The sequence below is a fragment of the Exiguobacterium marinum DSM 16307 genome, assembly GCF_000620845.1.
GTDB lineage: Bacteria > Bacillota > Bacilli > Exiguobacteriales > Exiguobacteriaceae > Exiguobacterium > Exiguobacterium marinum.
This window is the reverse complement of record NZ_KK211189.1, coordinates 2,001,300-2,020,414: the sequence shown is the minus strand read 5'-3', so window position 1 is coordinate 2,020,414 and position 19,115 is coordinate 2,001,300. Positions and strand designations below refer to the sequence as shown.

18 protein-coding genes are annotated in these 19,115 nt (G+C 45.5%); 15 read left to right on the top strand and 3 right to left on the bottom strand.

Going from position 1 to position 19,115, the window contains the following annotated elements; all coding sequences use genetic code 11:
• Positions 1-61 precede the first annotated feature (61 nt).
• The 6 genes from P400_RS0110735 (at position 62) to P400_RS0110710 (ending at position 8,209) form a co-directional block, all read left to right on the top strand.
• Entirely contained in the window at positions 62-2,257 is a 2,196-nt protein-coding gene (locus P400_RS0110735) for a DNA translocase FtsK (RefSeq protein WP_026826199.1), read from the top strand.
• 401 nt (positions 2,258-2,658) lie between these two features.
• Entirely contained in the window at positions 2,659-3,378 is a 720-nt protein-coding gene (locus P400_RS0110730) for a GntR family transcriptional regulator (RefSeq protein WP_026826198.1), read from the top strand.
• A 132-nt stretch (positions 3,379-3,510) separates the two neighbouring features.
• Entirely contained in the window at positions 3,511-4,599 is a 1,089-nt protein-coding gene (locus P400_RS0110725; RefSeq protein ID WP_026826197.1) for a BMP family lipoprotein, read from the top strand.
• A 63-nt stretch (positions 4,600-4,662) separates the two neighbouring features.
• A complete protein-coding gene (locus P400_RS0110720) occupies positions 4,663-6,189 on the top strand; it encodes an ABC transporter ATP-binding protein (protein ID WP_026826196.1) in 1,527 nt (508 codons plus the stop codon).
• On the top strand, positions 6,186-7,253 hold the full coding sequence (locus tag P400_RS0110715; protein ID WP_026826195.1) for an ABC transporter permease: 1,068 nt from the start codon (positions 6,186-6,188) through the stop codon (positions 7,251-7,253). Before P400_RS0110720 ends, P400_RS0110715 begins: the two co-directional genes overlap by 4 nt.
• Positions 7,250-8,209 (top strand): ABC transporter permease, encoded by a 960-nt coding sequence (locus P400_RS0110710; RefSeq protein WP_026826194.1) that lies wholly within the window; start codon positions 7,250-7,252, stop codon positions 8,207-8,209. Before P400_RS0110715 ends, P400_RS0110710 begins: the two co-directional genes overlap by 4 nt.
• Positions 8,210-8,371: 162 nt before the next feature.
• On the opposite strand, the gene P400_RS0110705 is transcribed toward P400_RS0110710, so the two are convergent.
• Positions 8,372-8,620: a ferredoxin gene (locus tag P400_RS0110705; protein ID WP_026826193.1), complete on the bottom strand. Its 249-nt coding sequence runs from the start codon at positions 8,618-8,620 to the stop codon at positions 8,372-8,374.
• A 142-nt stretch (positions 8,621-8,762) separates the two neighbouring features.
• Here P400_RS0110705 and P400_RS0110700 point away from each other — a divergent pair, with 142 nt between their 5' ends.
• From P400_RS0110700 to P400_RS0110670, 7 genes are all read left to right on the top strand, one after another.
• On the top strand, positions 8,763-9,785 hold the full coding sequence (locus P400_RS0110700) for a helix-turn-helix domain-containing protein (RefSeq protein WP_026826192.1): 1,023 nt from the start codon (positions 8,763-8,765) through the stop codon (positions 9,783-9,785).
• Complete coding sequence (locus tag P400_RS0110695) at positions 9,769-11,196, top strand: RecQ family ATP-dependent DNA helicase (protein ID WP_026826191.1); 1,428 nt, start codon at positions 9,769-9,771, stop codon at positions 11,194-11,196. Before P400_RS0110700 ends, P400_RS0110695 begins: the two co-directional genes overlap by 17 nt.
• 41 nt (positions 11,197-11,237) lie before the next feature.
• Complete coding sequence (locus P400_RS0110690) at positions 11,238-11,438, top strand: hypothetical protein (RefSeq protein WP_026826190.1); 201 nt, start codon at positions 11,238-11,240, stop codon at positions 11,436-11,438.
• 136 nt (positions 11,439-11,574) lie between these two features.
• Positions 11,575-12,444, top strand: a complete 870-nt coding sequence (locus P400_RS0110685; RefSeq protein WP_026826189.1) for a MerR family transcriptional regulator — start codon at positions 11,575-11,577, stop codon at positions 12,442-12,444.
• Between the two features lie 60 nt (positions 12,445-12,504).
• Positions 12,505-13,083, top strand: coding sequence for an adaptor protein MecA (locus P400_RS0110680; protein ID WP_026826188.1), 579 nt, complete (start codon positions 12,505-12,507; stop codon positions 13,081-13,083).
• 97 nt (positions 13,084-13,180) lie between these two features.
• Positions 13,181-14,107, top strand: a complete 927-nt coding sequence (locus tag P400_RS0110675) for a D-alanine--D-alanine ligase (RefSeq protein ID WP_026826187.1) — start codon at positions 13,181-13,183, stop codon at positions 14,105-14,107.
• A 144-nt stretch (positions 14,108-14,251) separates the two neighbouring features.
• Positions 14,252-15,520, top strand: a complete 1,269-nt coding sequence (locus tag P400_RS0110670) for a Glu/Leu/Phe/Val family dehydrogenase (protein WP_026826186.1) — start codon at positions 14,252-14,254, stop codon at positions 15,518-15,520.
• Between the two features lie 77 nt (positions 15,521-15,597).
• Here the strand turns inward: P400_RS0110670 and P400_RS0110665 are convergent, their stop codons facing one another.
• Positions 15,598-16,578 carry a YpdA family putative bacillithiol disulfide reductase gene (locus tag P400_RS0110665; protein ID WP_026826185.1) on the bottom strand — a complete coding sequence of 327 codons (981 nt, stop codon included), beginning with the start codon at positions 16,576-16,578 and terminating at the stop codon, positions 15,598-15,600.
• A gap of 51 nt (positions 16,579-16,629) precedes the next feature.
• Positions 16,630-17,601, bottom strand: a complete 972-nt coding sequence (locus P400_RS0110660; protein WP_026826184.1) for an asparaginase — start codon at positions 17,599-17,601, stop codon at positions 16,630-16,632.
• 107 nt (positions 17,602-17,708) lie between these two features.
• On the opposite strand from P400_RS0110660, the gene prsW reads away from it, so the two are divergent.
• On the top strand, positions 17,709-18,365 hold the full coding sequence (prsW, locus tag P400_RS0110655; RefSeq protein ID WP_026826183.1) for a glutamic-type intramembrane protease PrsW: 657 nt from the start codon (positions 17,709-17,711) through the stop codon (positions 18,363-18,365).
• Positions 18,366-18,380: 15 nt separating this feature from the next.
• Complete coding sequence (locus P400_RS0110650) at positions 18,381-19,046, top strand: flagellar brake protein (RefSeq protein ID WP_026826182.1); 666 nt, start codon at positions 18,381-18,383, stop codon at positions 19,044-19,046.
• The last annotated feature ends 69 nt before the right edge of the window (positions 19,047-19,115 follow it).

Sequence of the window (19,115 nt, the reverse complement as noted above, 5' to 3'; positions counted from 1 at the left end):
TGGAATGTGAGTGAGGCAAAAGTCATCCGACTTTTGCCTTCTTTTTTTAGGAGGGACTATAGTGGCACAAAAAACAAGAAAGACTCCCGTGAAGCGTAAGCGACCTGCGACACGAAATACGAGAAAACGAAAAAAACAACCGATTGCGCCACGTACATACGGATGGGGGATTTTTGTTCTCTCCATCGTTGCATTCGTATTTGCCTTCTTTAATTTAGGCTGGATTGGTCAACAGTTGTCCGAGCTGTCCGAATATATTTTTGGTGGTTGGGGTGCGCTTACTTATTTGATGGTAGCCGTCATCTTATGGGTCGTGCTCAATTCAATGAGACCGATGGAACGAGCAGGTTTACTCAATATGACCGCCTCACTCTTGTTGTTCGGTGACTTATTGTGGGGAGAAGAGCGTGGTAGAGTCAATGGTGCTTTATATGATTTAAATCAGTATTTGTTTTCTGATTTTGGTCTCGTCTTTTTAGGCGTCGTGTTCTTCGTTGTCGGAGTATCTCTGTATGTGCCGACAGTTTGGGGCAAGCTGTACCATCGAATGAGTGAATCCGTTGTAGCTGTGAAGAAAGAATGGCAAGCACGACCAAAAACTGAGAAGAAGCAAGCTTCGAATCGAACACGTACTGCACAACAAAATCAAAAGGTGTTACATACGGAAAGAGAGTTAGCATCTGAATCAGAGTCAGACACGGTCACGATGAATGACATCCCGATTGTTGGGTTTAGCGAGAAAGTTGTGGCAGAAAAGAAAGATGCTGAAACGGAAACACCCCAATCTACGGAAACTGATGCATCCAGCACGACAGAAGAGATGATGATGACTGCAGCTCAAGATGTCTCAGATACTTATGAACTCCCTCCTTTTTCAAACTTAAAGGAGCCGGTAATCACTGATTTATCGGGAGAAAATGCGCGCTTGAAAGAGAATGCGGCAAAACTCGTGAAAACACTAAAGTCATTTGGTGTCGGAGTCAAAGTGTTAAAGATTCATCTCGGACCAACCGTTACGAAATATGAGTTACAACCAGATATTGGTGTGAAAGTAAGTCGAATCACCTCGTTAAGTGATGATTTAGCACTTGCACTTGCTGCTAAAGATATCCGAATTGAGGCACCGATCCCAGGGAAGGCGGCCATCGGTATTGAAGTACCGAACCAGGAAGTCGCTCCGGTGTGCTTACGAGAAGTGCTTGAAGCAGATCCAGTCAAACAAGACGATTCAAAATTGCTCGTCGCTCTTGGTCGTAGTATCAGTGGGGAGACCGTCGGAATCTCACTTAACAAAATGCCGCATTTGCTCGTCGCGGGATCAACAGGTTCAGGAAAATCAGTTTGTATCAACGGCATGATCGTATCCTTGTTGATGCGTTCTCGACCTGATGAGGTCCGGCTCATGATGATTGACCCGAAAATGGTCGAATTGAATGTATATAACGGTGTTCCTCACTTATTGACTCCGGTTGTCACAGACCCGAAGAAAGCCGCTCAGGCACTAAAACAGGTAGTTGCCGAGATGGAACGACGTTATGAACTATTCAGTCGATACGGGGTACGCAACATTGAAGGGTATAATGAACTCGTCAATCAATCAGACGATGAAGATGCGAAACGTCTACCGTTCATCGTCGTTATCGTCGATGAACTAGCAGACCTGATGATGGTCGCATCAAATGATGTCGAAGATGCGATTATGCGACTTGCGCAAATGGCTAGGGCTGCAGGTATTCATATGGTTCTCGCTACTCAGCGCCCATCGGTTGACGTAATCACTGGGGTCATCAAGGCGAATATCCCATCACGGATTGCATTTGCGGTCTCTTCTCAAACCGATTCGCGAACTATTCTTGACGGAGGGGGAGCAGAGAAATTGCTCGGACGTGGGGATATGCTGATGCTTGCGAACGGTATGAATAAACCTGTCCGTATTCAGGGAGCGTTCGTCTCCGACCAAGAAGTCGAGATGGTCGTCAATCATGTCATCGCACAGCAACGAGCGCAGTATGTGGAAGCGATGATGCCGAAAGAGGAAGAAGTGACGACAATCGACTCGGATGATTCATTGTTCGGAGAAGTCGTTCAATTCATCGTTACTCAGGAAACGGCATCGACATCGATGATTCAGCGAAGATTTCGAATCGGGTATAATCGGGCTGCCCGATTGATCGATTCGCTTGAAGAAGCCGGTTACGTGGGGCCGTCAGAAGGTTCGAAACCTCGAAAAGTGTTCATTCAAGAACGAGAAGAATAATAATAAAAACGAACGATTATATGTATTCATATATAATCGTTCGTTTTTTAATGGTATTCATAGAATGCGGAAATATTAGCGATAATTAAAGAGGTTCGTTATAATAGAAATGTAATATAGCACATATGACCTATATTATTTAATAGTGCATACTTTTAAAAAACCTTGAAACGCTTACATATTTTAATAACGTTTTCATTTTACAAAGTTTTTTCAAACATGAAAGAAAAGAGTAAAATGGACTCAGTGGTACGGTTCAACACGATTAAAAAAAATATTTCCCTGATTCCGAACAAAAACTATTGCGTTCTAATTCTCGAATCCCTATACTTAATATTGGCAAGGACATTCATACGTCAGATGTCTGAGCACTGGTAAGTAAATTAAAGGTGGTGAGGCCAATGTCGATTAAGCTCGATCATCGATTGCTCTATCTTCGAGTAATTGAAAAAATTAAGCAAGATATCGACGCTGGTGTCTATCGGGAAGGCGAAAAGTTACCTTCGGAATTCGAACTTTCGAAACAACTCGGAGTCAGTCGAGCAACACTTCGTGAAGCGCTCCGAATTCTCGAAGATGAGAAATTCGTGGTGCGAAAGCATGGGGTAGGGACATTTATCAGTTCCAAGCCGCCGTTTACATCAGGAATTGAAGAGTTATTCAGTGTCACTGATATGATTACGCGTGCGAAGATGACACCAGGAACGAAAGTATTGGTGGCCGAGAAGGTGTTGGCAACAGAGAGAGAAGCCGATCGTCTCAAGATTGAGCCGAACTCACCGATTTATCGAATTGTTCGAATTCGATATGCGGATGACACACCGGTCGTATATTGTGTCGATAAAGTGCCGGCCCATCTCGTCTCAAATCCTGAAACATTGACTGAAGGGAAGTCATTGTTTGATGCTCTTGAAAAAGAGGTAGGACGTCGAGTCGCGTATGCGATTACGCATATTGAGCCGAGCGTCAGCTCTGACATATCGTCACAACTTCAGACGGACCAACCGTTACTCGCTTTAAAGCAATTGCATTACGATGAGAGTGATTTACCATTGCTCGATTCGGCCAACTTTTTCCGGGCAGATCGATTCGATTTCCATGTCGTACGTAAACGAGTGTAAAACGACCAGTTTTTTGACGGAAAGGGTTATTTTTGGGGAATAGCGTGAAAGCGCTTTCTTATACCGGTGTAAAGACTACTGATGACATGACAACAAAATTTGTTATGAACCGAAAGGGGAAACACGACGATGATGAACAAAAAGAAAACGATTCTCTCAGCTTTAGCAGCAGGACTCACACTCTCTACAGTACTCGCAGCTTGCGGTGGCGATGACAACGAAGGTGGCTCATCTACAAACGGTGAAGGCGGAGAAGGTAGCGACTTCAAAGTAGCGATGGTTACTGATACCGGCGGTGTAGATGACAAATCGTTCAACCAATCTGCATGGGAAGGGTTGAAAAAATTCGGTGAAGAAAACGACTTGACTGAAAACGAAGGATATAAATATCTTCAGTCAGCAAAACAAGCAGACTATCAGCCAAACTTACAGCAATTGGCACGCGATAACTTTAATTTGATCTATGGAATCGGCTTCTTGATGGCAGAAGATATTGGTAAAGTTGCAGAACAATTCCCTGACAACAACTTTGCAATCGTCGATATGGTTGTTGACGCTCCGAACGTTGCTTCAATCACTTTCAAAGAACAAGAAGGTTCGTTCCTCGTAGGTGTTGTTGCTGGTCTTACGACTACAACTGACAAAGTTGGATTTATCGGTGGGGTAGAGTCAGATTTGATCAAGAAGTTTGAAAATGGATTTAAAGCTGGTGTAATGGCTGTAAACCCTGAGGCGACAATCGATGTGAAATATGCTGAAGACTTCAACTCAGCTGAAAAAGGAACAGCGATCGCTTCAGGTATGTACGGTTCTGGTTCTGACATCATTTATCACGCAGCTGGTGGTACGGGTGTAGGGGTATTCACAGAAGCGAAAAACCGTAAGAAGAACGGCGAAGATGTTTGGGTTATCGGCGTTGACCGTGACCAGTATGAAGAAGGACTTCCAGAAAACGTCACACTTACATCAATGGTTAAACGTGTAGATACAGCTACACTTGAAGTTTCGAAAATGGCAATGGACGGGGAGTTCCCAGCTGGTGAAATCGTTGAGTTCTCTCTTAAAGACGAAGGTGTAGGAATCGCGCCAACTTCTGAAGAAAACGTTGCTGCTGACGTTCTTACGAAAGTTGACGAGTATCGTCAACAAATCATCGACGGCGAGGTAGTTGCACCAGCAACTGACGCTGAGTTCGAAGAGTTCATGAAAACAGTAAAATAATTCATTTGAGTATAGGGGGGACCCATGTGGTCTCCCTTTACTTAAAGTTAGGGGTGAACTTCCTTGGAATATGTAATTGAAATGCTAAATATTCGCAAAGAGTTCGGTACGTTCGTTGCGAACGATAATATCACGCTCCAATTGCGTAAAGGAGAAATCCATGCGCTTCTAGGAGAAAACGGGGCCGGGAAGTCGACGCTCATGAACGTGTTATTTGGTCTATATCAGCCTGAAGGCGGAGAGATTCGCGTACACGGGAAGAAAGTTGATATTGAGAATCCGAACATCGCCAATGATCTTGGGATCGGGATGGTCCACCAACACTTTATGTTGGTTGAAAAGTTTACCGTCACGGAGAACATCATCCTTGGACTTGAGCCGAAGAGCGGTGTAACAATCGATCGCGCGTCAGCTCGTCAAAAGGTAATGGATATTTCAGAACAGTACGGACTTAAAATTGATCCAGATGCGAAGATTGAAGATATTTCGGTCGGTATGCAGCAACGAGTAGAAATCTTGAAAACGCTCTATCGTGGAGCGGATATTTTGATTTTCGACGAACCGACGGCAGTGTTGACGCCGCAAGAGATTCAAGAACTTATCCAAATTATGAAACGTTTGATTGCTGAAGGTAAGTCGATCATCTTGATTACGCACAAGCTGAAGGAAATCATGCAAGTGGCGGACCGTTGTACGGTCATTCGTCGTGGTCGCTACATTGGAACGGTTGAAGTGGATGAAACGGTTAATGAAGATAGTCTGGCTGAAATGATGGTCGGGCGTGAAGTCAACTTCGCTGCTGAGTATTCAAAAGCAGAACCGCAACAAGTTGTTCTCGATGTTCAAGGGCTCGTCGTTAAAGACAGCCGTGGATTGAAGGTCGTTGAAGGATTAGACTTGCAAATTCGGGCTGGGGAAGTGCTCGGAATTGCTGGAATCGATGGTAACGGTCAAACTGAGTTAATTGAAGCGATTACGGGTCTTAAAAAACCGGAATCAGGAAAAGTTCAGCTCAATGGGAAAGATGTGACTGGTCAAACACCGCGTAAGATGACGGAATCCGGCATCGGACATATTCCGCAAGACCGTCATAAACACGGACTCGTCCTCGACTACTCGATTCGGGACAACATGGTTTTACAAACGTATTACAAAGAACCTTTCTCTAAGCGAGGGCTAATGAATTACAAAGCTGTTGCAGAGAAGGCGAAGGCGTTAATTGAGAAGTTTGACGTCCGAACTCCATCTATCGATGTGCCGGCGCGTGCGCTCTCGGGAGGGAACCAGCAGAAGGCAATCATCGCCCGGGAAGTCGACCGTTCACCAGATTTACTCATCGCTGCACAACCGACACGTGGTCTTGACGTCGGTGCGATTGAATTTATTCATGAACAGCTCATTAAAGAGCGTGAAAAAGGACGCGCCGTCTTGCTCATCTCATTCGAACTTGATGAAATTTTACACGTATCCGACCGTATTGCTGTTCTTTACGAAGGGAAAATCGTAGGGATTCGTGATCCGAAAGAGACGACTGAACAAGAACTTGGCTTCTTGATGGCCGGCGGTCAGAGAGGGGACGAAACAGAATGAAAAAATTAAGTTTAAACCAGCTCCTCATTCCATTCCTATCGATTATTTTAGGTCTTCTCGTCGGTGCCATCGTCATGTTGATCGGTGGTTACGACCCGGTTCAAGGGTTCATCTCATTATTCGAAGGAATGTTTGGTAGTCCGTATGCCATCGGTGAAACGCTGCGAGCGGCTGCACCGCTCATCTTCTCGGGTCTTGCCGTTGCGTTCGCCTTCCGTACAGGACTTTTCAATATCGGGGTAGAAGGTCAAGTATTGATTGGGTGGGTCGCGGCCGTATATGTAGGAATCAACTTCGATGGTTTGCCGATGTTCATCCACTTGCCGCTCGCGCTTCTCGCAGCAATGATCGCAGCAGCAATTTGGGCTTTCGTACCAGGATTCTTGAAAGCGAAGTTTTACGTCCATGAAGTCATCACGTCCATTATGATGAACTATATCGCACTTTATACGACAAATGCGATTTTGCGTAATGTCATCGGTGTGACGAACGAACGGACAGAATCAATCAATGAGTCTGCATCTCTCGCATCACCTTGGCTACAAGAGTTGACGACATATTCTCGACTTCACTGGGGTGTTCTCGTCGCTGTCCTTGCAGCAATTGTGTACTACTATATTCTTCAGCGTACGACGCTTGGTTATGAGTTACGTGCAGTTGGGTTCAACAAAAATGCATCTCAATATGCAGGAATGAGCGTAAACAGAAATATCGTCCTGTCGTTCGTCATTTCAGGTATGTTCGCTGGACTTGCTGGAGCTATGGAAGGTCTTGGAACATTCGGAAGTATGACTTTATCGGCATCGTTCACAGGTGTCGGATTTGATGGGATTGCCGTGGCCCTTTTAGGAGCTAATACAGCGATCGGTGTCGTTCTCGCCGCGATTCTCTTTGCAGGATTGAATATTGGTGGTTTGGCGATGCAACTTGGTGCGAACGTACCGTCAGAACTCGTCAAAGTCATCATTGCAGCAATCGTCATCTTTGTGGCATCTGGTTACGCCATCAACTATGTCGTAGAAAAACTAAAAGGAAATCGTAAGAAAGGAGTGGAGAAAAAATGAGCTTCTTAGAAGTCCTCTATATCGTCGTACCGGTTGCACTTGCCTATGCGACTCCACTCATTATCGCAGCACTCGGTGGGATTTTCAGCGAACGCTCTGGTGTCGTCAACATTGCTCTCGAAGGAATTATGATCATCGGTGCCGCGACTGGGATTATCACAACGCTTACTTTAACTGATTTAGGTGCTGGCGTCTTCAGTCCATGGATTGCCTTGCTTGTAGCAATGGTAGTCGGTGCATTATTCTCTCTCTTTTTGGCCGTACCTGCGATTCTGTGGCGCGCGGACCAAACTGTTCTTGGGGTAGCAATCAATATGCTCGCGATCGGTCTTGCCATCTTTGTTGTACGTGTGCTCTACAATAAAGGACAAACTGACTTTATCGAATATCGGATTGCGAAAGAGAACGTACCGTTTTTATCAGATATTCCTGTACTCAAAATGTTCTTCATTAACGTTCAATATACATCATTTGTGGCGATTGCCTTGGCGTTTGTCGTATGGTTCGTCATCTTTAAGACGCCGTTTGGACTTCGCCTTCGCTCAGTCGGTGAGCATCCGATGGCAGCTGATACGATGGGGATCAACGTAACGAAAATGCGCTTCATGGGTGTCATGCTCTCTGGTGCGTTTGGTGGTCTTGCCGGTGCAGTATATGCTGTAACCGTTACGACGAACTTCAGTGGAACGACAATTGTTGGTCAAGGCTTCTTGGCGATTGCCGCAATGATCTTCGGGAAGTGGAATCCACTCGGTGCGCTAGGCGCCGGACTGTTCTTTGGATTTGCGCAGGCGCTCTCGATTATCGGAAGTAATTTGCCGATTATCAATAATGTGCCACAACTTCTCCTGTTGATTGCGCCATATGCGCTCACGATTCTTGCACTCGCTGGTCTTGTCGGGCGTGCGGATGCACCGAAGTCGGTCGGTATCCCATATATTAAAGGGAAACGCTGATTAGAAATAGGACATATGTCCACTATGATAAGGTTGTTTGGTACTTAAGCCAAACAACCTTTTTTGTTATACTTGGCTAGAGCTGTCATGATTAGAAGAGAGTGAATCGAAAAGACATGAAAAAAGACATATCAGTCAAATGACCGATACGTCCTTCGTAAATTATTCGAATTTTAGAGCATCGCCGTCGAATGATTCGTCCGCCACTTTGATTGAATCAGTTGGACAACCTTCGAATGCATCCATCATGTCTTCGTGTAATTCATCAGGGATTTCAACAGTACCTGTGTTGTCATCCATCAAGTTGAACGCGAGACCTTCATCATCATAATCGTAAATATCTGGTGCCGCTGCGCCGCAAGCTCCGCATGCGATACATGTATCTTTATCGACGATAGTAAATTTTGCCATGATAATAACCCTCCAAACGGTTTGTTTCTCTTAGAAATCATTCTACTGACTATGAGTAATTGTAGTCTACATACCCAATTATTTCAATGAGGAAACGAGTGTCTTTTTGGTACGATAATGTTTTTTTTAAGGAAGTGACGATTTGGTTCATTTAGCGGATGGGATTTTACTGCTGGCCATTAAACGATTAAATGGAGAACGGAGTGAACGTAGTCTATTTCATGTTCTGAACGGGAAACGTTCGGCCACAACGTTACAAGATGCGTTCTTCTATGAGTTAGAGTCTATTTTTGGACAGTTTCCGCAAGCGACATACTCATATGAGTCCATGTTGAAAGGATTTGAAAAACGGGGGTGGTTGGACCGAAAACAATTCAAATTGACGAAAGCAGGCGAAATGATCTCATCACCTGAGGCTGTTGAGCGTTTATTCAATCGGTTAGGTGGAGAACGACGCGACTATAATGCGACGACGTGGAAAAGGTTGAGTTTATTCGTGCAAACCTTCATGTCTAAAGAGCATGCGCGAACATTTTATCCGGTTCAAGCTGACCGTCCTGCAGAGCAATGGGTAAAACAGTTATTGCAACTCGATCGTGATTGGAAAGCGCTCATGCGGACGTTCCATCTAGAGATTGAAAAAGCGCTTGATCACGTTGGGGATCCGTATGCGACTGCGGTCGTCTACCGGTTTACTGGAGCGTTCGAAACAGGATTGACGTATGAACAAATTGCTAGTTTGCTTGATGTCGATGCCGAAACGGCCCGCCTCTATTTTTTGGCAGGATGGAACGAGTTGCTGAAAGTGTTACCGGAAGATGCGAAAATCCGAGGGTTCACGTATGGGTTATCGACAGACCGGATGACGTATTCTGCGCATGAATCGTATGACCTCTTTCTGAAGGGATACACATTCGATCAAGTTCAGGCAAGGCGTCGATTGCGGACGAGTACGATTGAAGACCATGTGGTGGAGATGGCGATGTATTTAGCTGTCTTCCCGCTCGAACAATTTGTGCCGATGCAGGACATTGTCGCCATCGAAAAATTACGAGATCCGGTCAGTTGGGCTTTGAAGCCTGTCTTTGAAGAAATGGGTAACGTCAGCTATTTTCAAATACGTCTTGTGTTCGCAAGGCTGAAAGGAGGTGAGACATTTGTATGAATCGACATTGAAACGAGTCTTTGGATATGATTCGTTCCGACCTGGTCAACACGACATCATTCAAGCAGTGGTGGAAGGACAGGATGTCTTGGCCGTCATGCCGACCGGTGCGGGAAAATCGTTGACGTTTCAACTCCCCTCCTACATAAAGAATGGAGGTTTGACGATCATCGTCTCGCCGCTACTCTCTCTGATTGAGGATCAAATGCTTCATATCCGGGAACGTGGTGAGCGTGGCGTAGCCCGATTGACATCTATGGAGTCGATGGAAGAAAAGCAGGACATCATCAATCATTTGAAGCGTTATCGTTTTTTATATCTCTCACCCGAACAATTGGCTGTTCCTTATGTCACGCGTGCGTTGGCGAATGTGAAAATTCAAATGCTTGTAATTGATGAAGCGCATTGTATCTCCCAATGGGGCCATGAATTTAGACCAGAATATGCCCGGTTAGGCGAGTTGCGAAAGCAAATCGGCAGCCCGCAATGTATGGCGGTCACGGCGACGGCTCCTGAGAGCGTAAAGCAGGATATCGTTGAGAAGTTAGCACTCTTCTCACCCGAACAATTCGTTCATTCAGCCAATCGACCCGAGATTCGATTAATGGTCGAGCGACTGGAGAAAGAGAAGAAACTCGAGAGACTGAAGGAATTAGTTCGAGAGATTCCGAAACCGATCGTCGTTTACACGGCAACACGTCGGGAGGCAGAGGCGCTGGCGTTTGAGCTAGAAGACGCATTGTTTTATCACGGTGGAATGTCTACAGAAGACCGACGACTCGTGCAATCTCAATTCTTACGGAACGAGGTGTCGGTCATGGTCTGTACAAGCGCGTTCGGAATGGGAGTCAATAAAGATAACGTTCGTTCGGTCATCCACTTCCAATTACCTGCGACGGTCGAAGCGTATATGCAGGAAATCGGCCGGGCCGGACGCGATGGACAGCCTGCGTTTGCTGTGCTCCTATATGCAGATGGGGACGAGCGAATCCAGCAGTTTTTGATTGACGGTCAATATCCAAAAGACGAGGATGTTCGTTTGGCGTATTTTGAGCGTGAGAACGGCATCTCTCTAGCGCAGCTACCGCGTTTACTAAAAATGAATGAAGAAGATTCAAAATTCTTGTTGTTAAAGCAGTTGTTGTCCGAACGTTCTCTTCAAGAAGCACTGGATTGGGTAAAAGAAAGAAGGCGCGACCGATACCGTCAGCTTGGACAGATGATGGATTATGCACTCATTCGCACGTGTCGGCGCGATTATTTACTACGCTACTTTTCGGAACCAACGATTGAACAAAACGAATGTTGCGATATATGTGGCCCCATCGTGTTCCCAGACACACCTAAAATCGTTCGGGAAAATGTGACAGAATGGAAAATACGGTTGACGCAAATCTTTTCCTTTGAATAATATCATAGTAAAATGATAAAAAAGGTAAAGGAGGGCATATGTTGCGACATCGGAATCAAGCGGATTCTTTACGCGAGCAGTTGGCGGACACATTGCCGTCTCGATCTGAGAGACAAGAGCACGAACGAAAGAGAAAGTTAAATGATAACTGGATGAAGCGCCCGTTGGCGATGACATTAACTTTCGCCATGTTAGCGATTATTCTCATTTTCATATATATCGGGCGACATGCCATATTTTGAAGTAGGGTGCGAGCAAGGTTCGCACCCTTTTTTAATTGACGAATTATAAAAACACACGATTGCACAATAAAAGGGGTAAACTTTTTAGAATGAGGATATACTAAAATCATAGAACGAGTATGAGAGGAGGGCGGAGATGCCGAAATACTCTATAAAAACGGTCGCGACGTTAACGGGCGTTAATCCTACGACGATTCGCGCTTGGGAGCGCCGCTATCAATTTATTGTACCGAGCAGAACGGAATCTGGACACCGCCTATATTCAGATCAAGATGTGGAAAAAATTAAATGGGTGGTCGATAAGCAAAAAGAAGGCCTGAGTGTCTCGCAAGCGATTCAACAGCTACATCAAGCGCCGGAAATAGAGCCAGAGCCATCATCTACCAAGTTATATGACGAAGAATTGAAGGATGGACTGCTTCATGCGTTGCTCTCTTTTGATGAGCGGTCAGCGCACGACTTAATCAATCGCGCATTTAATACATTTAGTTTTGAAAAAGTGACAAAGGACATCATTGGACCGCTCCTGATGGATATAGGTTCACGTTGGGAAGAAGGATCGATTACCATCGCCCATGAGCATTTTGCGACGGCATTTTTACGAGCAAGGCTCTCCACTTTGTCTCTTCAAATGCCGATGAATCCATTCCTTCCACGCATTACATGTGTATGTGCGCCCGGTGAAATGCATGAGATTGGTTTGTTGTTCGTTACACTTTACTTACGTCAACATGGATACGATGTCGTCTTTTTGGGAGCAGGGTTCCCGAAAGAAGACTTGAGTAAGGCATTGCATGATATCGATACGACTTGCCTCATTTTTGCATGCACACTGACAGAACATATCCCCGACCTATTAGATGCCATCGATTATATTCAAGAAGAGCATTCTGATTTGAAAATCGGGGCAGGTGGATATGCGGTCAGTCTTGAGCGAGATCGATTCAATGGAGCATTTCTTGGGGACTCACCGGAAGAATGGACCAAATGGTTATCAACTATTTGACACGGGATTAAAACGGGAGTAGCTTATTAGTAGGATTGATTATTCACTGGAGGTTTTCGATTGAGATTTGAAAAACAAACAAAAGAACATCTTCGTGTATATGTGACTGCAAATGAACTCTCGTTACGTGGAATCGCCATCGATACGATTGTAGGAGAAAATGGTCAACAGCTGTGGAAAGAGTTGCTTGAAACAGCAGAGAGTGAGTATGGCTTTTCTCCACAAGGCGCGGTTGATTTAAACGTGACGATGTTTCCTCGTGATGGACTCGTCATCGATGTTCAAAAAGGTGAAGCAATTGCCGAGCTTGATATCGAGCAGGTCGAGATTCGACTGACGATTGACGTGATTCACCACTTGATTTATCAGTTCGAGGACCTTGAAGATGTAATCAACGCTTCGATTCGTCTCTTTCCACATATACATGAAACCGAACAGGGTGGGGCGCTTTATCACTATGAAGGTCGTTATTATCTCCACTTTGTGGAGGTGCTTCCTGCACAAGTGGAAGAAAGGCTTGCTGCCATCTTGTCCGAGTATGGAAAAACGACTACGGTAAGTCCATACGTCATGATGGAGTACGGAAACACAATTCAAACGAAACAAGCCGTGAAAGAGCTGTACGATGCGTTCGCATGAGTACGGCTTTTTTTACTTTTCTGTTCCTATTGTTTTTAAGGTGTCCGTGTTATGATTAGACTTGAATTTTTAGTAGTTAGTTGAAGGAGAGATTGGAATGAAAGTCGCTGTTTTATATGGTGGAGTGTCAGGAGAACGAGAGGTTTCCCTCACAAGCGGACGAGGGATGATTGAAGCACTGAAGGAACGTGGTCACGAGGTCACGGCCATCGACTTTCATCCGGAACGAGCGAACGAGTTGTTGACATTAGATGTCGATGTTGTCGTCAGTGCGTTGCACGGAAAGTATGGAGAGGATGGTCGAGTCCAGTCTTTACTAGAGATGGCGGGTATCCCGTACACAGGATCAGGTGTGTTGGCGTCGGCCCTCGCGATGGACAAGGCGAGAGCGAAGATTATTTTTGCTGCATTTGGCATTCGTGTTGCACGGGATGTTTTGATTGAATCCCCAAAGTCTATTGATGCGAAAGTAAGGGAGTGGGGAAATGAGTTCCCATGTGTTGTCAAACCTGCCCAAGAAGGGTCTTCGAACGGCTTGACGATCGCGTTTGATGAGGGGATGTTGCGCACTGGGATTGAGAAGGCGTTCGCATGTGATTCAGCGGTTCTCGTAGAACAGTATATCAAAGGAAAAGAATTGACTGTGCCGGTGATCGGGAACTTTGGGCAAGAAGAAGCGTTACCCGTAATCGAAATCATTCCAAAAAATGAGTTTTACGATTATGAATCGAAGTATACAGAAGGTGGTTCGATTCATGTTTGTCCGGCTGAAATTCCAGTAGAACTAACGGAAGAAGTTCAGCAGGCTGCTATACTCGCACACCGCGCGCTAGGTTGTTCAGGGTACTCGCGTTCAGATTTTTTGGTCTCTGACATAGGAGAAGCCTATATTTTAGAAACGAACACATTACCTGGTATGACACCGCTTAGCCTGTTCCCGGATAGCGCAAGAACAGTTGGTATCTCTTATGGGGAACTCTTAGATCGTTTCATCGATTTAGCATTAAAACGTGAAACGAAGTAAGGGAACGATTATTCTATCCTTAAAGAAAACGCTTTCATTATTTTTGTAAAACCCTTTCAAATTGAACGCGTATCGGCTATACTTTTAAACGAATACGAGGTTAATTCTTGGGGGAGAATTGACAATTTAGGGGAGGAAACCTTCATGATAACGGATCAAGAAAAAGGTCATCAAAAACGAAAAAACATCTTGGAATCGACACAAGAGGTGATTCACGAAGCTTTAGATAAACTCGGCTATCCAGATGAGATGTACGAGTTGTTGAAAGAACCGCTTCGCATGCTGACCGTTCGGATCCCAGTTCGCATGGACGATGGCTCGACGAAAATATTTACAGGATATCGTGCCCAACATAACGATGCGGTCGGACCTACAAAAGGAGGCATTCGGTTCCATCCGAGCGTAACTGAAGTAGAGGTCAAAGCATTGTCTGTTTGGATGAGCTTGAAAGCAGGAATTGTCGACTTGCCGTACGGTGGAGGAAAAGGCGGAATTGTCTGCGACCCACGTGAAATGAGCTTCCGTGAGATTGAGCGTTTAAGTCGCGGTTACGTTCGCGCAATCAGCCAATTTGTTGGACCGACGAAAGATATCCCAGCACCAGACGTGTTTACGAACTCACAAATCATGGCTTGGATGATGGATGAGTATAGCCGAATCGATGAGTTCAACTCACCTGGATTTATCACTGGTAAACCACTCGTCCTTGGTGGTTCGCATGGACGTGAGACAGCAACTGCGAAGGGTGTGGCCATCATGATTCGGGAAGCGGCACTCCGTCGTGGCATCGAACTCAAAGGAGCACGCGTCGTCGTTCAAGGGTTTGGGAACGCTGGTAGCTTCCTCTCGAAGTTCATGTACGATGCTGGAGCGAAAGTAATCGCGGTCAGCGACGCTTACGGTGCCATCCATGACGAGAACGGTCTCGATATCCCATATTTGTTAGATCGTCGCGATTCATTCGGTACAATCACGACATTGTTCAAAAATACAATCTCGAATCAAGACATGTTGGAACTTGATTGTGACATTCTCGTACCGGCAGCAATCGAGAACCAAATCACAGAAGAGAATGCGGACGCCATCAAAGCTTCAATCGTTGTCGAAGCAGCGAATGGTCCAACGACAAACGAAGCGACGAAAATTTTGACAGAGCGTGGGATTCTTCTTGTGCCGGATGTCTTGGCATCAAGTGGTGGTGTCACGGTTTCTTACTTCGAATGGGTACAAAACAATCAAGGTTATTATTGGACGGAAGAAGAAGTTGAAGAAAAACTTGAAAAAGTGCTCGTCCATTCGTTTAATACAGTCTACAATACATCTTCAGCCCGTAAAGTCGATATGCGTCTGGCTGCCTATATGGTCGGTGTACGGAAGATGGCGGAAGCGTCACGTTTTCGCGGTTGGGTCTAATCAAAAAAGTTCGGTCAACTCAAGTTGACCGAACTTTTTTATCTATACTTTGCGGTTTATCGACGTAGGCGCGGGAGTTAAACTTGGATTCGATTCGCAATTGTAGCTGCGATCGCCTTGCCGTGGAATCGACCATTTTCGATAAAAATCTTGTTCGCATCGTTCCCAGCTGCCACAACACCAGCGATGAACAAGTGTTCGACGTTCGTTTCAAACGTCTCTTCGTCGTATGTCGGGACCCCACTCTCTTCATCGATGATAATCCCTGAGCTTTCGAATAAATGATGGTCTGGTTGATAACCGGTCATTGCGAGAACGTAATCCGCATCAACATGTTTTTCTTCGCCAGATTGATGATAATAGACACCGTCCTCAGTGATTCGATCAATCGTCGCGCCAAATTCCATTCGGACTTTCTCATGACGGACGAGCGAATCAAAGTTTGGGAGGACCCATGGCTTGACGGAAGGACTATACGAGTCGCCTCGATAGAGTACTGTGACATATGCCCCGGCTTTTTCGAGCTCAATCGCAGCATCGACAGCGGAGTTCTTCCCGCCGATAATCGTAACGTGTTGACGGTAATAGGGATGTGCCTCGTTGAAATAATGATGGACGTGTGGCAACGATTCACCTGGTACATCGAGCATACGTGGACGTCCGTAATACCCTGTGGCTAAAATCACATAGTCCGCTTCACGAACTGTGACGCCGCGTCGGTCATGTCTTGAAGTCACGACGAAGCGGTCATTGGTTTTTTCGACAGATTCAACCGTTTCAAACGGGTGAACGTTTAGTCCGGTGCGCGTGACGACTTCCCGATAATAGACGAGTGCGTCTTGTCTTCGTGGTTTTAAGTCTTTACATATAAACGGGATGTCTCCGATTTCTAACAGGGTTGCAGATGAGAAGAACGTCTGATGTGTCGGATATCGATAGATTGCATCGACGATATTTCCCCGTTCTATCACACTACAAGAAACCCCGATCTTCTCTAACTCGATGGCCGCCGAAAGACCGCATGGTCCAGCGCCGACAATAATCGCTTGTTTATTCACTGAAAATCACCTCTTTGCTCATTGTAGGGAAGGAGACGCTTGTGCGCAAGGTTATTGTTGGAAACTGAAACTGTGTTCCATGACTGACTGTGAGGAACCGGACTCGAGTTCCACGAGCAGCCGGAGTCGGGCTTTTTGTGAATTTAATCCGTTTGAGAATATGAGGCCCATTTCTTTCAATTGTTTGCCGCCACCATCATATCCATATACATCTTGCACGATGCCATTGAAGCAACGACTAACAATCACGACTGGAATTTCCTCGACCAAATGTTCGAGTGCTGACAGAAGAGACGGTGGGACGTTCCCTTGGCCTAACACTTCGAGGACGAGTCCGTCGTATCCGAGAGTGATCACAGATTCGAGTAAATCAGGTTCCATCCCGGCAACAACTTTCAAGACCGCGACGCGTTTTGTGATGGATGGAATCATTTTCGGCTGTCTAGTCATCGGTTGACTATAGATGAGTACGTGGTCCTTTGTGACCATACCCACATTTCCGAAGTGGACGGATTTGAACGTATCGACCGAAGAAGTGTGGGTTTTTGTGACGTTGAAAGCCGAGTGGATTTCGCCGTTAAATACGACGAGTACCCCTTTTCCACGGGAGGCTTCACTTTTTGCGACACGAAGGGCAGTAATTAAATTGAATTCTCCATCCGAACCGACTTCATTCGAGGAACGCATCGCACCCGTCAAGACGATTGGGACTGGTGCGCCGAGCGTGATCTGCAGAAAGTAAGCAGTCTCTTCAAGCGTATCGGTACCGTGTGTGATCACAACCCCATCATACGTATCTTGCGTCAATTCTCGTTGAATAAAATGCGCCAACTCAAGCATTTTTTCTGGTGTCATGTGTGGTGACGGGATATTCGAAAAATGTTTCGTTGTAATATGAGCGATATCTGTCGCTTTCGGAAGTGTGGCATCAATCGGATTGACGTCGCTTGGTTCTACGTGACCAGTGCCAGATTGAGACATGGCGATCGTACCGCCGGTGTGGATGAGTAATAAATGATTCATAGATGTCCTCCTAATTATTTTTATGAAGATTTCCATTTTCTAGGCGTTCTATACTTTTTCTTTCAAGCAATTCAGTGTATGCTAAAGAAAGAAAGGGGAGATGTATGATGATCGCAATCGCTTTGTCTGCGGTTGCACCTGGGCTCGCCCTTCTATCCTACTTCTATCTTCGCCATGAACTAGAAGCAGAACCGCTCGGATATGTGATTCGTTCTTTCGTGGCCGGGGCCGTTCTCGTGTTTCCGATCATGTTTATCCAATATGCGTTCGTTGAAGAAGGAGTGCTTACTGGACCGTTTTGGCAGGCGTATATCACTACTGCCTTACTTGAAGAGTTTTTTAAATGGTTTATGATTTATTATACAATATATATACATAAAGTCTTTGATGATTACTACGACGGGATTCTCTATGCGGTCGCCTGCTCATTAGGCTTTGCGACATTGGAGAATTTTTTATACTTATGGGTGTATGATTCATTAGAAATCGCGATTTGGCGAGCCGTTCTGCCGGTAAGTGGACATGCTTTGTTCGCAGTCGTGATGGGTTATTGTTTAGGACGGGCAAAGCACTCGACACGTGAACGTCTGTGGCTATTCATGGCGGTCCTTTCCGCAACAGTCATTCACGGAACGTTCGATTTGATTTTGATTCTTGAACCGAACCACAAACTGCCTGCCGTGCTCTATATCGTCATTTTATGGATGGTGGCACTTTTGCTCGTACGAGCTGCCAATCTGTCTAATCGTCGTCAATTTAAATAAAGGGGAAGAATAAGTATGTTAAAAGAAGGTCAAGAGTTGAGAATTGAAGTGGAAGGGCGCGCTGAGGGGAAAACGAAGATTGCCGCCATTACTGATCAAGTCGTATGGATTGAATCACCGAGCGACATGACGACGTTAAAAACGTTTTTTTTACATGAAGAGGAACAGCTGCGAGTCTATTTCTTTCAAGGAGAAAATCAATTGTATGCATTCGATACAAAAGTCGTGAAACGAATCAGCGATGCACAGATGACGCTTCGCTACGCCTTCAATATGCCGGACGAGAAAAAAATCAAACGGATCCAGCGTCGTGAATACTTACGAGTCCCTGAAATGATTGACGTGAAAGTGCTCGCGACCGACGGAGATAGTTTTGAATCATTCGAGACGATGTCGCTCGACGTTTCCGCCGGTGGGATGAAAATCATCGCCAACCGTGCGCCGGTCGATGTCGATGAGTCGCTCATCGTCGTCTTTCGAATTGAAGACGAACATGGTACACCTCAGCTCTTCCGTGTAAAGAGCCGCCTTGTGCGGATACATAAGCAAGAAGTGAAGCAGGAACTTTCCTTAGCCTTTGAAGATTTGACATCACGTGACCAGGAAACGATTTTACGATACTGTTTCCGCATTCAGCTTGAAGCACGAAAACGGACAGGGTCTGTATTTTCTTCACGATAAAAAACTGTTATGATGTTCTCGGGATTATTGACCGAGAGGAGGAGGGTATCGGGATCACTCGATACCCGT